The organism is Tabrizicola sp., from assembly GCF_034366665.1.
Lineage (GTDB): Bacteria > Pseudomonadota > Alphaproteobacteria > Rhodobacterales > Rhodobacteraceae > Tabrizicola.
In genome coordinates this window covers 1-12,063 of record NZ_JAXMMF010000051.1, presented here as the reverse complement: position 1 = coordinate 12,063, position 12,063 = coordinate 1, and the positions used below count along the sequence as shown (strand labels likewise).

14 protein-coding genes, 1 tRNA gene and 1 pseudogene are annotated in these 12,063 nt (G+C 64.9%); 10 read left to right on the top strand and 6 right to left on the bottom strand.

Going from position 1 to position 12,063, the window contains the following annotated elements; genetic code table 11:
* The first annotated feature begins 271 nt into the window (after positions 1-271).
* The 3 genes from hisB to U1E69_RS06760 all read left to right on the top strand — a co-directional run bounded on the left by hisB (position 272) and on the right by U1E69_RS06760 (position 2,465).
* A complete protein-coding gene (hisB, locus tag U1E69_RS06770) occupies positions 272-859 on the top strand; it encodes an imidazoleglycerol-phosphate dehydratase HisB (RefSeq protein WP_322243594.1) in 588 nt (195 codons plus the stop codon).
* Positions 860-927: 68 nt separating this feature from the next.
* On the top strand, positions 928-1,566 hold the full coding sequence (gene hisH, locus U1E69_RS06765) for an imidazole glycerol phosphate synthase subunit HisH (RefSeq protein ID WP_322243593.1): 639 nt from the start codon (positions 928-930) through the stop codon (positions 1,564-1,566).
* On the top strand, positions 1,563-2,465 hold the full coding sequence (locus U1E69_RS06760; protein WP_322243592.1) for a glutaminase: 903 nt from the start codon (positions 1,563-1,565) through the stop codon (positions 2,463-2,465). Before hisH ends, U1E69_RS06760 begins: the two co-directional genes overlap by 4 nt.
* Here U1E69_RS06760 and U1E69_RS06755 read toward each other — a convergent pair.
* The 3 genes from U1E69_RS06755 to U1E69_RS06745 are packed head-to-tail and all read right to left on the bottom strand — an operon-like array spanning position 2,462 to position 4,203.
* On the bottom strand, positions 2,462-2,866 hold the full coding sequence (locus tag U1E69_RS06755) for a VOC family protein (protein ID WP_322243591.1): 405 nt from the start codon (positions 2,864-2,866) through the stop codon (positions 2,462-2,464). The genes U1E69_RS06760 and U1E69_RS06755 overlap by 4 nt on opposite strands.
* Before the next feature lie 24 nt (positions 2,867-2,890).
* Positions 2,891-3,766 carry a DMT family transporter gene (locus U1E69_RS06750; RefSeq protein ID WP_322243590.1) on the bottom strand — a complete coding sequence of 292 codons (876 nt, stop codon included), beginning with the start codon at positions 3,764-3,766 and terminating at the stop codon, positions 2,891-2,893.
* Positions 3,767-3,813: 47 nt separating this feature from the next.
* Positions 3,814-4,203, bottom strand: coding sequence for a DUF2147 domain-containing protein (locus U1E69_RS06745; protein ID WP_322243589.1), 390 nt, complete (start codon positions 4,201-4,203; stop codon positions 3,814-3,816).
* Between the two features lie 144 nt (positions 4,204-4,347).
* On the opposite strand from U1E69_RS06745, the gene hisA reads away from it, so the two are divergent.
* The gene (hisA, locus tag U1E69_RS06740; protein WP_322243588.1) at positions 4,348-5,067 is read left to right on the top strand and encodes a 1-(5-phosphoribosyl)-5-[(5-phosphoribosylamino)methylideneamino]imidazole-4-carboxamide isomerase; all 720 of its coding nucleotides are present in this window, start codon (positions 4,348-4,350) and stop codon (positions 5,065-5,067) included.
* A gap of 64 nt (positions 5,068-5,131) precedes the next feature.
* Here the strand turns inward: hisA and U1E69_RS06735 are convergent, their stop codons facing one another.
* Entirely contained in the window at positions 5,132-6,040 is a 909-nt protein-coding gene (locus U1E69_RS06735) for a hypothetical protein (protein WP_322243587.1), read from the bottom strand.
* 163 nt (positions 6,041-6,203) lie between these two features.
* Here U1E69_RS06735 and U1E69_RS06730 point away from each other — a divergent pair, with 163 nt between their 5' ends.
* The 3 genes from U1E69_RS06730 (at position 6,204) to U1E69_RS06720 (ending at position 7,846) form a co-directional block, all read left to right on the top strand.
* The gene (locus U1E69_RS06730) at positions 6,204-6,671 is read left to right on the top strand and encodes a DUF2867 domain-containing protein (RefSeq protein ID WP_322243586.1); all 468 of its coding nucleotides are present in this window, start codon (positions 6,204-6,206) and stop codon (positions 6,669-6,671) included.
* A 111-nt stretch (positions 6,672-6,782) separates the two neighbouring features.
* On the top strand, positions 6,783-7,541 hold the full coding sequence (hisF, locus tag U1E69_RS06725) for an imidazole glycerol phosphate synthase subunit HisF (protein ID WP_322243585.1): 759 nt from the start codon (positions 6,783-6,785) through the stop codon (positions 7,539-7,541).
* On the top strand, positions 7,538-7,846 hold the full coding sequence (locus U1E69_RS06720) for a phosphoribosyl-ATP diphosphatase (RefSeq protein ID WP_322243584.1): 309 nt from the start codon (positions 7,538-7,540) through the stop codon (positions 7,844-7,846). Before hisF ends, U1E69_RS06720 begins: the two co-directional genes overlap by 4 nt.
* A 739-nt stretch (positions 7,847-8,585) precedes the next feature.
* Here U1E69_RS06720 and U1E69_RS06715 read toward each other — a convergent pair.
* Together U1E69_RS06715 and rlmB are read right to left on the bottom strand one after the other, a co-directional pair.
* The gene (locus U1E69_RS06715; RefSeq protein WP_322243583.1) at positions 8,586-8,993 is read right to left on the bottom strand and encodes a CoA-binding protein; all 408 of its coding nucleotides are present in this window, start codon (positions 8,991-8,993) and stop codon (positions 8,586-8,588) included.
* A gap of 156 nt (positions 8,994-9,149) precedes the next feature.
* Complete coding sequence (gene rlmB / locus U1E69_RS06710) at positions 9,150-9,938, bottom strand: 23S rRNA (guanosine(2251)-2'-O)-methyltransferase RlmB (protein WP_322243582.1); 789 nt, start codon at positions 9,936-9,938, stop codon at positions 9,150-9,152.
* Between the two features lie 131 nt (positions 9,939-10,069).
* Between rlmB and U1E69_RS06705 the strand changes: the two genes are divergently transcribed.
* The 3 genes and pseudogenes from U1E69_RS06705 (at position 10,070) to U1E69_RS06700 (ending at position 11,850) form a co-directional block, all read left to right on the top strand.
* A tRNA-Tyr gene (locus U1E69_RS06705) sits at positions 10,070-10,153 on the top strand.
* A pseudogene (locus U1E69_RS22595) lies at positions 10,123-10,389 on the top strand (DUF6538 domain-containing protein); the annotation flags it as partial. The gene U1E69_RS06705 and the pseudogene U1E69_RS22595, both read left to right, overlap by 31 nt.
* 48 nt (positions 10,390-10,437) lie before the next feature.
* Positions 10,438-11,850 carry a site-specific integrase gene (locus U1E69_RS06700; protein ID WP_322243581.1) on the top strand — a complete coding sequence of 471 codons (1,413 nt, stop codon included), beginning with the start codon at positions 10,438-10,440 and terminating at the stop codon, positions 11,848-11,850.
* Positions 11,851-12,063 lie beyond the last annotated feature (213 nt).

Genomic DNA, 12,063 nt, shown 5'->3' with positions numbered 1-12,063 from the left:
TGCCCGACCCGCCACACAACAGAACCGGAAAAATATCAGGCATGACCTGCGCATACTCCAACTTTGGCATCAGCAATGTCTTGGCGAAAGTCTGGGCCAGATTAAGCCCGGATTCTGGCAAAGGGCATAATCATTTGTCCTTCGATTGCAACCACCGCCGCGCCAGGCCGATGTGCGCCCGCGCTGCATCACCCCCGGGCGGCATGCCCTGAACCGCCTTCCCCTCGCCCGCCCCGCGCCCTATAACGCCCGCGTCACCAAGGGGATGCCCATGCGCCAGGCCACCGTCACCCGCAAGACCGCCGAGACCGAGATTTCCGTCACCGTCACTCTGGACGGCACCGGAACGCATGACTGCCAGACCGGCGTCGGCTTCTTTGACCACATGCTCGACCAGCTGGCGCGGCACAGCCTGATCGACCTGACCATCCGGGCGCAGGGCGATTTGCACATCGACGACCACCACACCGTGGAAGACGTCGGCATCGCGCTTGGCCAGGCCCTTGCCAAGGCGCTTGGCGACAAGCGCGGCATCCGCCGCTACGGCCATTTTCGCCTGGCGATGGACGACGCCCAGATCGCGACCGCGCTCGACCTCTCTGCGCGGCCATACCTCATCTGGACCGTCGATTTTCCGACCCCCAAGATCGGCACCTTCGACACTGAACTTGTGCGCGAATTCTTCCAGGCCCTGTCCACCCACGGCGGCATCACGCTCCACGTCGACAAGCTGCACGGCTTCAACAGCCACCACATCGCCGAGGCCGCCTTCAAGTCCGTCGCGCGTGCCCTGCGCGAGGCTGTCGAACAAGACCCCCGCCTTGGCAACGCGCTCCCCTCCACCAAGGGCGCGCTCTAGCCTTTCATACTGGCCCAAATATCCCCGCCGGAGGCTCCGCACCTTCCGCCCGCGCACCGGTTAGAAACATGCTCACCGTCCTCGTCGACTACGATTCCGGCAACCTCCACTCCGCCGAAAAGGCCTTCCAGCGCATGGCGTTGGAGGTGGATGGCGGTGACATCCTCGTCACCTCCCGCCCCGAGGATGTCGCCCGCGCCGACCGGATCGTCCTGCCCGGCGACGGCGCCTTCCCGGCCTGCCGGACCGCCCTCGGGCAATACGGCGGGCTATTCGAGGCCATTGAAGAGGCCGTCCTCCACAAGGCCCGCCCTTTCCTTGGCATCTGTGTGGGCATGCAGATGCTCGCCAGCCGCGGCCACGAATACCGCCTGACTGAAGGCTTTGGCTGGATTCCCGGCGACGTGGTGAAGATCGAGCCCGCCGACCGCACGTTGAAAGTCCCCCACATGGGCTGGAACGACCTTGTCATCGACCACAAGCACCCGGTCCTCGACGGCATCGCCACCGGTGACCATGCGTATTTCGTGCACTCCTACCACTTCCGTGTCACCGACCCCGCCCACCGGCTGGCCTTCTGCGACTACGGCGGCCCGATCACTGCCATCGTCGGGCGCGACAATATCCTTGGCACCCAGTTCCATCCCGAAAAGTCCCAAGCCGCGGGCCTCCGCCTGATCGGCAACTTCCTGCGCTGGACGCCGTGATCCTTCCCCAGATCCTCAGCGACATCGCCGAGGAAATGGCCTCCCGCTCCGACCGGGGCCAGGTCGCCGACTACATCCCCGAACTTGCCGCCATCGACCCCGGCCAGTTCGGTATTTCCATCTGCCTTGCCGACGGCACGCAACACTCTGCCGGGGACAGCGCGACACCCTTCTCGATCCAGTCCGTCTCCAAGGTCTTTGGCCTGGCCATCGCGCTTGGCCGTCTTGGCGACCAGCTCTGGACCCGGGTGCGGCGCGAACCCTCTGGCCTCGCCTTCAACTCGATCCTGCAGCTGGAAAGCGAAGGCGGCATGCCCCGCAACCCCTTCATCAACGCCGGGGCCATCGTCACCACTGACGCGGCCCTCGGGCATCGTCCGCCGAAGGAATACCTGGCCGAGCTTCTCCTGTTCCTGCGCACCGCTGCGGGTGACGAGGACATCCACATCGACCGCGCCGTTGCGAAGTCCGAAACCGAAACCGGCCACCGCAACTTTGCCCTCGCGCATTTCCTGAAGGCCGAAGGCAATCTGGTGAACGCCCCCGACCTTGTCCTTGGTGCCTACTTCCACCAATGCGCCATCGCGATGAGTGTCGACCAACTCGCCCGCGCCGGTCGCTTCCTGGCAGGCTTCCAGCGCCTGATCGCGCCCCAGCGCGCCCGCCGGATCAACGCCCTGATGCTGACTTGCGGCCACTACGACGGCTCAGGCGAATTCGCCTTCCGCGTCGGCCTGCCCGGCAAATCCGGGGTGGGCGGCGGCATCCTTGCCATCGCCCCCGGTCGCGCCTCCGTCGCCGTCTGGTCGCCCGGCCTCAACGCGCAAGGCAACTCCCAGCTGGGGACCGAGGCTTTGGAGATGCTCGCCCGCCGCACCGGCTGGTCAATCTTCGGCTAATCCCAGAGCCGGGGTTCCGCAAACTCCACCGAATTCCCGCCCGGATCGCGGACATACAGCGACCGCGCCCCGTTCGGCCAGTCGAACTCGGCCTCCACCTCGACCCCGGCCGCAAAGAAGCGCTGCCGCCAGCCCTCGATCTCTTCCCGGCTGGCCGCAAAGCAGACATGCCCTTCCCCCCGCGCGCCATGCACCGGGACCGGCAGGTCCGGGTTGCCGGACGGCACCTCCGTCGTGTCGGGATTGAAGACCAGCAGCACCCCCGGCCCCACCCGGAAGAACACATGCCGCCCCTCGACCTTGGCAATCACATCAAGGCGGACGAGGCCAGTGTAAAACTCCTCCATCGCCACAAGGTCCCTGGCGTAAAGCGCCGTTTCAAGGATCGCCAAAGGTGTCATGACCACTCCCAGCTGAACCACGCCTCAACGCCGCCCGGTGCGCACCCGTTCCATCACCGCAAGCCCCCCCAGGATCAGCGCCAGCCCCGCGAAGTGCCGCAGCTCCAGCCGCTCGCCCAGCACCAGCCATCCCAGCCCCGCCGCGCTGAACGGGATCAGGAAGGTGACAAGCGAGATCGCCGTCGCCCCGGCGCGGCCAAGGATGCGGAAGAAGATCAGATAGGAAAGCGCCGTCGACAGGGCGGCCAAGGCCAACACAGCCGCCACCGGGACCATTCCCGGCCAGCCCAGCGCCCAGGGCCGGTCCACCACCAGCCAGACCGGAGCCAGCAACACCGCGCTGCACGTCACCACCCCCGCCGCCGTCTGCAAAGGCGTCACCCCCGCCGCCTTGAACCGCCGCCCCCAGACCCCTGCCAGCCCATAGGACAGCGCAGCACCCAGACAGGCCAGCATTGCCAACCCCTCGCCCCCCAGATCCTCGCCCGCCATCATCACGATGACCCCGCCGAAGCCCAAAGCCACCCCGGCCGCCTTCGCCGGGGTCAGCCGCTCGTCCGCCGTCGCCAGATGCGCCACGAGGACCGTGAAAAGCGGCGTCGTCGCGTTCAGCACCGAGGCCAGCCCCCCGGTTATCTGCCCCTGCGCCAGCAGGAACAGGGTGAAGGGCACCAGGTTGTTCAAGACCCCCATCACCGCCAGGGCAGGCCACAGGTCCCGCGGCGGCACTCCCTGCCCGGACATCCGCACCGCCAGCATCAGCAGGACCGCCGCAAGACCCACCCGCCCCCAGACGATGGTCAGCGCAGGCAATCCCGCCAAAGCCAGCTCGTTGAACAGAAAGGACCCTCCCCACAAGAGGGAGAGGGTCCACAGAAGTATCCAGTCGATCGGTTTCATCCGCCCTGCATGGCCGAAGCCCGCGTCGAAGGCGACCCGAAACCTGCTTACTTCACCCGCTTCCAGGTGCCCCCATCGCGGCAGATGCCCAGAACGCAGCCGCGCACCGACAGGCTGTCCCCGGCAAGCGTCATGTCGCCGTTATAGGTCTTGTCACGGTCGGGAGAGTAGATCTTGCCGTCGTCGTAAAGCCCGTCCGCATAGGCCACCATGTCCCAGACGATCTGCTTGCCGACGTTCGGGCTGTCGATCGCTTTGCCCTCAGCGTCAAAGGCCTTGACCAGCGTCCCGCAGAAAGCCGGGCCGCAGGGCTTGATCTGCACATGCCCGAAGTTGCCGTTGTCGTCCTTTTTCGTCTGCCACATCCCCTCGACCGGATCGGCAAGGGCCATCCCGGCCATGACCACGAACCCCGCCGCGTAAGCGAAAACCTTCATCTTGCGTCCTCCTCGCACTGTCCCTGCCCGCGACTTTGCCCCGCCTGCAAATCCGATCAAGCGTGACGTCGGGTCGCGCGCCCGGCCTTTTCTTTCGCGCCGCCCCATGCCAAAGACCGGCCCGACCGGAACGGAGGCCCGCCGATGATCCTTTACCCCGCCATCGACCTGAAGGACGGCCAATGCGTCAGGCTCCTGCGCGGCGAGATGGACGCCGCCACCGTCTTCGGCGACGACCCCGCCGCCCAGGCGCTGAAGTTCCAGGACGCGGGATGTGAGTGGCTGCACCTCGTCGATCTCAACGGTGCCTTCGCTGGCCAGCCGGTGAACGCCGCCGCTGTTGAGGCAATCCTGAAGGCCGTCAAGGTCCCCGCCCAGCTTGGCGGCGGCATCCGCGACATGGCGACCATCGCGATGTGGCTGGACAAGGGCCTGTCCCGCGTCATCCTCGGCACCGTTGCCGTCGAAAACCCCGCGTTGGTGCGCGAGGCCGCGAAAGCCTTCCCCGGACAGGTCGCCGTCGGCATCGATGCCCGCAAGGGCCGCGTCGCGACCAAGGGCTGGGCAACCGAGACCGACATCATGGCCACCGACCTTGCCCGCAGCTTCGAAGATGACGGAGTGGCCGCCATCATCTACACCGACATCGACCGCGACGGTGCGATGCAAGGCCCGAACATCGAAGCGACCGAAGCCCTCGCCCGCGCCGTCTCGATCCCGGTTATCGCCAGCGGCGGCGTCTCTCGCATGGAAGACCTGCTCGCGCTGCGCGACACCGGCGTCATCGCCGGGGCCATCTCGGGCCGCGCGCTTTATGACGGAGCGATTGATCTTGCTGCAGCCCTGCAGGCGCTCAAGTCATAGCTCCTCGTGCGACTTCGTCTTCTCGTCGCCCCCAAAGGGGCACCGCCAGCGAGGAGTGACGAAGTCATCGACGAGCGGCTCGCCAGATCAGCCGGCCCAACCAGACCAGTGACAGAAGACAGGTCGCCATCGCCACCGCGACATTGGCCGAAAGCGTGCCCCAGCCCTGCGCCCAGGCCAAGGGGGCCAGCACCACGGCAATCGCGGGCGCAATCAGCACCAGCGCGTGCTGCCAGACCGGAACGGCCGCGCCCAGACTGACCCGGGTCCCACCTTGACCCAGCCGTCGCATCACCCACCACAACAGAACCATCACCAGTGGAAGCAACACCCGCAGCGGGTTCAGGTCGGCCACACCTTGCGCCACCCAGACCAGAAGCGCGATGACCGGGGCGATCCACAGCACCGCATTCGGCGGTCGCGGCAGCTGGCCTATCCGGTCCATCCCGACCTGCGCCAGCACGACCAGCCCCCCGAAACCGACCAAATAGAGTGCCAGCACCCCCGTCGTGGCAAGGGGTTCCCCGTCCGTCACTTCGCTGGGCCAGTACTGCGCCCAGAAGGCCGACCCAAGTCCCAAGGCCCCCCAGATCAGAGCCATCCGCACAGGCCCCAGCACCGCCCCCGCGCGCCCCACCCCCAGCACCAGCCCGCCACTGATCAGCGCGTGCCAGGCCAGCGGGGTCCAGACCCAGAAGAACGGCAAGGGGTCATAGATCGTGCCCACGATCACCCCCTCGACCATGTAGCCCATCACCGCTCCGCCCAGAAACGCGGCAGGCAGCCCCCCGACCCCGGTCCAGATCACCAGGCTCAGGCCCACACCGCTGGCAATGGCATAGGCAATCACCGTAATTGCCAGGTCGACAGGACGCAGCCCCTCGGGCGGGTTGAACCAGAACATGTTCTCGCCCGCCCAGACGGCGATCACGCCCAGAGCAAGGCAAAGCGCCAGATACCGCATACTCTCCATCACACACCCCCGGCCGGTTGGCGAAAGCTTAGGTCACCGGGACCGTTTCGCAAAGACGCCGCCGCCGCGGGACCCGACCCCGATCACCGGTCATCAGCCGCGCGCACCAGCCGCGACCTTGCGCCTCATTCCCTGCCAGCCTGACAAGGCGCAGCATCCGGGCATGTCCGCAGTCCGCACCGACACCCTGCCCCGCACCTCGACCCTCTGGTCGCTGCACCAGCCGGGCGATTTCATTGACTGCTACTCGGTTCCCTCCAGCCTTTCCCCGAGCGAGGCTGCCGACCGTGGCCTTGCGCTTCCCCCTTGGGCCGATGCGCTCCTGCGCCTGCGGAACACCCTCGTCAGACCCTTCGGCCTCAAGACCGGCGAGCCCGACCGCCCGATCTTCCCCATCTGCCATGACACAGAGGAGGAGATCATCCTTGGCACAGATGACCGCCACCTGGACTTCCGCATCGGCCTGATCCGTCAGGGTGGACGCATCTACATGTCGACCTGGGTCCGTCCCCACAACCTCTGGGGCCGCGCCTATCTGCGGGCGGTGATGCCGTTCCACATCCTGATCTCGCGCGGGGCTGTGGCGCGGATGGCAAGCGAAGCTGACCGCGCCCCGGTGCCAAATCCCTGAGCTCCACCGCCAAACCCATAAGGCCCTTGACCCCGCCGGACTGCCCGCCCCGGAAAACCCCGGCCTGCAAACCCGCTTGCTTTTCCGCCCCCCGCGCGGCATCTCTCCCCCATGCTCAAGACCCGCATCATCCCCTGTCTGGACGTGGCCGACGGCCGCGTGGTGAAGGGCGTCAACTTCGTCGACCTGATCGACGCCGGTGACCCGGTCGAGGCTGCGAAAGCCTACGATGCCGCCGGGGCCGATGAGCTTTGCTTTCTTGACATCATGGCGACCGAGGATAACCGGGCCACGATGTTCGACCTGGTCACCCGCACGGCCGAACAGTGCTTCATGCCCCTTACCGTGGGCGGCGGGGTCCGCACGCCCGAGGATGTGAGGAAGCTCCTTCTCGCCGGAGCCGACAAGGTCAGCTTCAACTCCGCCGCTGTCGCCGACCCGGATGTGGTGGCCCGCGCCGCCGACCGGTTCGGCAGCCAGTGCATCGTCGTCGCCATCGACGCCAAGACCGTTTCACCCGGCCGGTGGCAGATCTTCACCCACGGCGGTCGCCGCGCGACGGGCATCGACGCCGTCGACTTCGCCCGCCTGGTGGCCGCGAAGGGGGCGGGAGAGATCCTTCTCACCAGCATGGACCGCGACGGCACCAAGGGCGGCTACAACATCCCCCTCACCCGCGCCATCGCCGATGCCGTCGACATCCCCGTCATCGCCAGTGGCGGCGTCGGCACCTTGGACCACCTCGTCGAAGGCATAGCGGAAGGCCACGCCAGCGCCGTCCTCGCCGCCTCGATCTTCCACTTCGGCACCTTCACCATCGGCCAGGCCAAGGCCCATATGGCCGCCGCCGGAATTCCGGTAAGGCTATGAACAGTCTCGAAAAACTTGCCGCCACCATCGCCTCCCGCAAGGGGGCCGACCCGGAAGCCTCCTGGACCGCGAAGCTTCTGGCCAAGGGCCCCGAGAAATGCGCCGAAAAATTCGGGGAAGAGGCCGTCGAGGCGATCATCGAGGCGGTCAAGGGCGACCGCGCGCGGTTGACCTCCGAGGCGGCTGATGTCCTGTACCACCTTCTTGTCATGCTGGCCGCGCGGGACGTGACGCTGACCGAGGTTCTGGCCGAACTCGACCGCCGCGAAGGCACCTCGGGCATCGCCGAAAAAGCCGGGCGTTAGATCAACCCCGCGACGGCCGCGCTTATCTGGCGCTAAAGCCTTCTTCTTGCCCTGCTTTTTCGGCGTGAACTGCGCGATCATGGCCGCGGTCGGCTGGAACCACTTCAGCCCGTAATTCAGCGCCAGAACCTTGCCATCGACGGCCAGCGGATCACCCCGGTTCCAAGGCCGGATCACCGCATGCGTCGTCAGATGCGTCACCGTTGGCAGTTTCGCCTTCACATGTTCGATGATCTCGGACAGGACAGCAATCTGCTTTGGCGTGCAGGCCTTGCCGCTCTGCCGGTTGGCCAGCGTTATGGCGATAGAGCGGCGGTTGGCGATCCGGCCGCCGCCCTTGATCGGCACGTTCGGCCCGACATGCGCGGCGCGGTTTGGGAACGGCGTGCAGAAATAGGCGATCGGATCGGACCTGTCGGCTTTGATGGTCTTGGCCGTGTCGCGCCCGTCGCGGGCGATGATGACCTGGTAGCCAGGCCCACCGACCGCAAATGGTCGACGCCTGACCGGGCGGTAGAGCCGGCCGTGGCATGCAGGACAGTGGCATTGGGGGGTGCGGCCCAGACCGAAGTCGTCAGCTGCGGGGAGACTGCAACGGTTGAAAAAGCCGTAAAAATGCTCGGTAGCGGGAAGGAACGGGTAAAATTCCGGCAGGCAGAGTTAGTGGGTCGGCAAAAGTCCAATGGCGGAGATCATACCCCAGATCGCAGCAAAGGTCACGGGCATGGGTGCCGCCGCCTTAAAGCCCCAGCCGCGGGATCTCGATCGCGGGGCAGCGGTTCATCACCACCTGCAGCCCCGCCCCCCGCGCGCGGGAAGCTGCGGCCTCGTCCACCACGCCAAGCTGCATCCAGACCACCTTCGCGCCCAGACGCACCGCCTCATCAGCAACCGCGCCCGCTTCTTCGCTGCGGCGGAAGATGTCCACCATGTCCACCGGGCCGGCCTCGGCCAGGGTCGCGACCACCGTCTCGCCCAGCGCCTGTTCCCCGGCCTGGCCCGGATTGACCGGGATCACCCGATAGCCCTTGCGCTTGAGGTAATCTGCCACCCGGTGGCTTGGCCGGTCGGGCTTTGGCGACCATCCCACCAGGGCGATGGTCTTTACCGAAGTCAGGATGTCACGGATTTCGCTGTCGCTTGGCATGGGATCTCCGAAAAGAAAATGGCGCCCAAGGATAACCTCAGGCGCCAAGTAGCGGAACGAGGGACAGTGAAGAGAGTACGGGGTTCCGGACCCGTGCCTCTACACATTCATTTAGGAACCAAAGGCCGGGATTGAAGACCCGTCTCAAAGACGTGATCACGACCGTGTCGCCGCATAAAGCGACACCGCCGCCGCGTTGGACACGTTCAGGCTGCCAAAGCCCCCGGCAAAGGGGATGCGCGCCAGGACGTCGCAAGTGTCACGCGTCTTTTCCCGCAGGCCCGGACCTTCCGCCCCCAGCACCAGCGCGATGGGCCGGCCGTTCACATCCGCCACCGCCTTGTCCAGCGCGACCTCGGCCTCGCCATCCAGCCCGATCAGGGTAAAGCCAATGTCCTTCAGCGCCTGCATCGCTTCCGAAAGGTTCGTCACCTTCAGATAGGGCTGCCGTTCCAGCGCCCCGCTTGCCGTCTTGGCCAGTGCGCCAGTTTCGGGGGCCGAGTGGTGCTTTGGCGCGATCACCGCCCGCGCCCCGAAGACCTCGGCCGAGCGCAGGATGGCGCCCACGTTGTGCGGGTCGGTCACCCGGTCCAAGAGGACGACCAGCGGCAACCCCTCGCCCGCCGCGCAGACATCGGTGAACTTGCCCCAGTTCAGCGGCTTGACCTCGACCGCCGCGCCCTGGTGGACCGAGCCTTCGTCAATCGGCACGTCGAAGTGACGCGGCTCCACCACTTCGGGTGCCATCCCCGAGGCCGCCACCGCCGCTTCCAGCTTGTCCAGCGCGTTCTTGGTCAGAACCAGCCGCAGCTTCTCGCGTCGGGGGTTCATCAAGGCATCGCGCACCGCGTGCAGCCCGAAAAGCCAGACGGTTTCCCGCGCCTCGCGCCGTTCGCCACGCTCTTTTTCCACCACCCAGGCCGGTTTCTTGCCGCCCGCCGCCATGTCCAGATCCCTTCGAAAACCAGCCCGGACCTTGGCTTGGACCTGTCCCCGGATGCAAGCCGAAAACTTGGCCGGTCCCCTGCCGACTGCCCTTGACGCCCCCTGCCGCCTTGAGTAGACGAACGCCCAGTGGGCGATATGCTACAAGGTGTGGCAGCGGACTGTAACTCCGCCGAGGCGACTCATGCCTGGTTCGATTCCAGGATCGCCCACCATTTCAATGGTTATCAATGACTTAGGCTGCCGTTTGCGCAGGTGGGCCACTTCTGTGGAACACAACATGCGGCTTACGGCCTATCTGAGCGCCTCTCGTCACGGCATTTTCTACTTTCGCTACCCTCTGCCGACAGCAAATCACCCAGCCCGGAAGCGCTGGCACGTGAGGATTTCGCTCTCCACCCGAGAACCCCGGCAGGCAGCCCAGTTCGCTAGGCTTCTCGCCGTCGCTGGACAAAGCGTTCTCTCGCGGCCAATGGTCCTTGCCATGCGATACGATGAGATGCGCCAACATGTGCAAGAGCACTTCAGTCAGATGCTTCGTGACTTCCGGGAAAGGGCCGCCACTGACGGCCCGCTTACGGAGGCGCACCTATATGCCTTCAGAACGGCCCAGACGCAGGCTACAGGTACGCTAGCGGATTGGTTGGACCTGACCCGGTACGAGGATGAAACGGCCCTTGTGCGGTCATTTTGCGAGCGGCGCGGCATAGATGAAGTCCCGCAGGGTCAGAAGGCTTCTCTCTTAGCTGCTGAACTCCAGAAGGGATACCGCAAGTATGCCTCTCTCGCACTTGAGCACATCGCTGACTTCGACAATCTGACGCTAGAACCGCAGATCATCGCAGCTCCGACTACTCCTCAACCAAGGGTGCAAAGCGCCGTCAAAGAGGCAGACATGCTGGCTTTGGCCGAAGTGTTGTCTAGGTACTTCGCGGAGTTGGACCGGACCAAGGCCCTTGCCGTCAAGACAGATGGCGAAAAGCGCGACGCACTTGCACTTATGGCGGAGCTGACTGGAAGCAAGCCACCGGCGAACATGACGAAGGCAGATGTTCAAGCGGTCAAAGCGGCGCTGTTCAAGTTGCCCAAGAACCGGAGCAAGAACCCCAAGACCAGGGACTTGCCGCTTAGAGAAGCGTTGGAAGTTACCGGCCTTGAACGCATCGCAGCCCGCACGATGAACGTTTACTTGGGGCACATGCAGCACTTCTTTGGTTGGGCAGTGGACAATGGCTATGCTGCAGTGAACGTGTTCCAAGGGCTTAGGCTCAAACGTACGGCACGAAGTGATGAAGAGGGTAGAAAAGCGTTCTCTGCTCAGGAACTGCAACTTATGTATTCGCACCTCACAGACCCGGACAGCTCGTTGGTGAAGAAGGACGTCCAAAAGTGGCCTGCCCTTATTGGCATGTTCACCGGTATGCGGCTGAATGAGGTGGCCCAACTTGAGGTCCAGGACATCGAGTTGCGCGACGCAGTTTGGTGCATCAACGTGACGCCGGATGGCGAAGGCAACAAACGCCTCAAGAATGCATCGTCCAAGCGGCGTGTTCCAGTGCATCACAAGCTTGTGGCGTCCGGTTTTCTAGACTTCTTCCAAGCTCAGAAATCCAGTGAGCACCCACGGCTATTCCCCGAACTGACCAACTCGGCACAGAACGGCTACGGGCGAAACTCCGGGCGTTGGTTCAACGAGAGGTTCCTGCCTGAACTCGGGCTTGGCGATGGAGGTCTGGTGTTTCACTGCTTGCGCCACACGATGATCACCCGACTGGTCCAAGCTGGCGTCGAGGAGCCGCTGGTGAAAGCCATTGTCGGGCACAGCCAAACCGGGGTGACATATAGCACCTACTTCAAGGAAGGCTTTCTGCCTGCCCAACTGAGTGATGCAATCAATCGGTTCGACTTCTAGATTTGTCAGCTATGCCTCGCAAGCCTTCCTGCCACGGGCCTTTGTCCAGCCTTGTTTGCGTGCCAGAGATCCCTAGGGTCAGGACCCATTGATCTTGCGCTGGCAGCGTGATTCTGAGCTACTCCCCAACACTTGGACAGATTTCCGGCTGAGTTAAGCTACTGCCTGCACCTGCTGATCGATTTCGATGGTGTTGAAGTAGACCACGGCGGG

Coding starts and splice junctions, on each gene's coding strand:
- hisB (WP_322243594.1), top strand. CDS start 272: ATGCGCCAGGCCACCGTCACCCGCAAGACCGCCGAGACCGAGATTTCC.
- hisH (WP_322243593.1), top strand. CDS start 928: ATGCTCACCGTCCTCGTCGACTACGATTCCGGCAACCTCCACTCCGCC.
- U1E69_RS06755 (WP_322243591.1), bottom strand. CDS start 2,866: ATGACACCTTTGGCGATCCTTGAAACGGCGCTTTACGCCAGGGACCTT.
- U1E69_RS06750 (WP_322243590.1), bottom strand. CDS start 3,766: ATGAAACCGATCGACTGGATACTTCTGTGGACCCTCTCCCTCTTGTGG.
- U1E69_RS06745 (WP_322243589.1), bottom strand. CDS start 4,203: ATGAAGGTTTTCGCTTACGCGGCGGGGTTCGTGGTCATGGCCGGGATG.
- hisA (WP_322243588.1), top strand. CDS start 4,348: ATGATCCTTTACCCCGCCATCGACCTGAAGGACGGCCAATGCGTCAGG.
- U1E69_RS06735 (WP_322243587.1), bottom strand. CDS start 6,040: ATGGAGAGTATGCGGTATCTGGCGCTTTGCCTTGCTCTGGGCGTGATC.
- U1E69_RS06730 (WP_322243586.1), top strand. CDS start 6,204: ATGTCCGCAGTCCGCACCGACACCCTGCCCCGCACCTCGACCCTCTGG.
- hisF (WP_322243585.1), top strand. CDS start 6,783: ATGCTCAAGACCCGCATCATCCCCTGTCTGGACGTGGCCGACGGCCGC.
- U1E69_RS06720 (WP_322243584.1), top strand. CDS start 7,538: ATGAACAGTCTCGAAAAACTTGCCGCCACCATCGCCTCCCGCAAGGGG.
- U1E69_RS06715 (WP_322243583.1), bottom strand. CDS start 8,993: ATGCCAAGCGACAGCGAAATCCGTGACATCCTGACTTCGGTAAAGACC.
- rlmB (WP_322243582.1), bottom strand. CDS start 9,938: ATGGCGGCGGGCGGCAAGAAACCGGCCTGGGTGGTGGAAAAAGAGCGT.
- U1E69_RS06700 (WP_322243581.1), top strand. CDS start 10,438: ATGCGCCAACATGTGCAAGAGCACTTCAGTCAGATGCTTCGTGACTTC.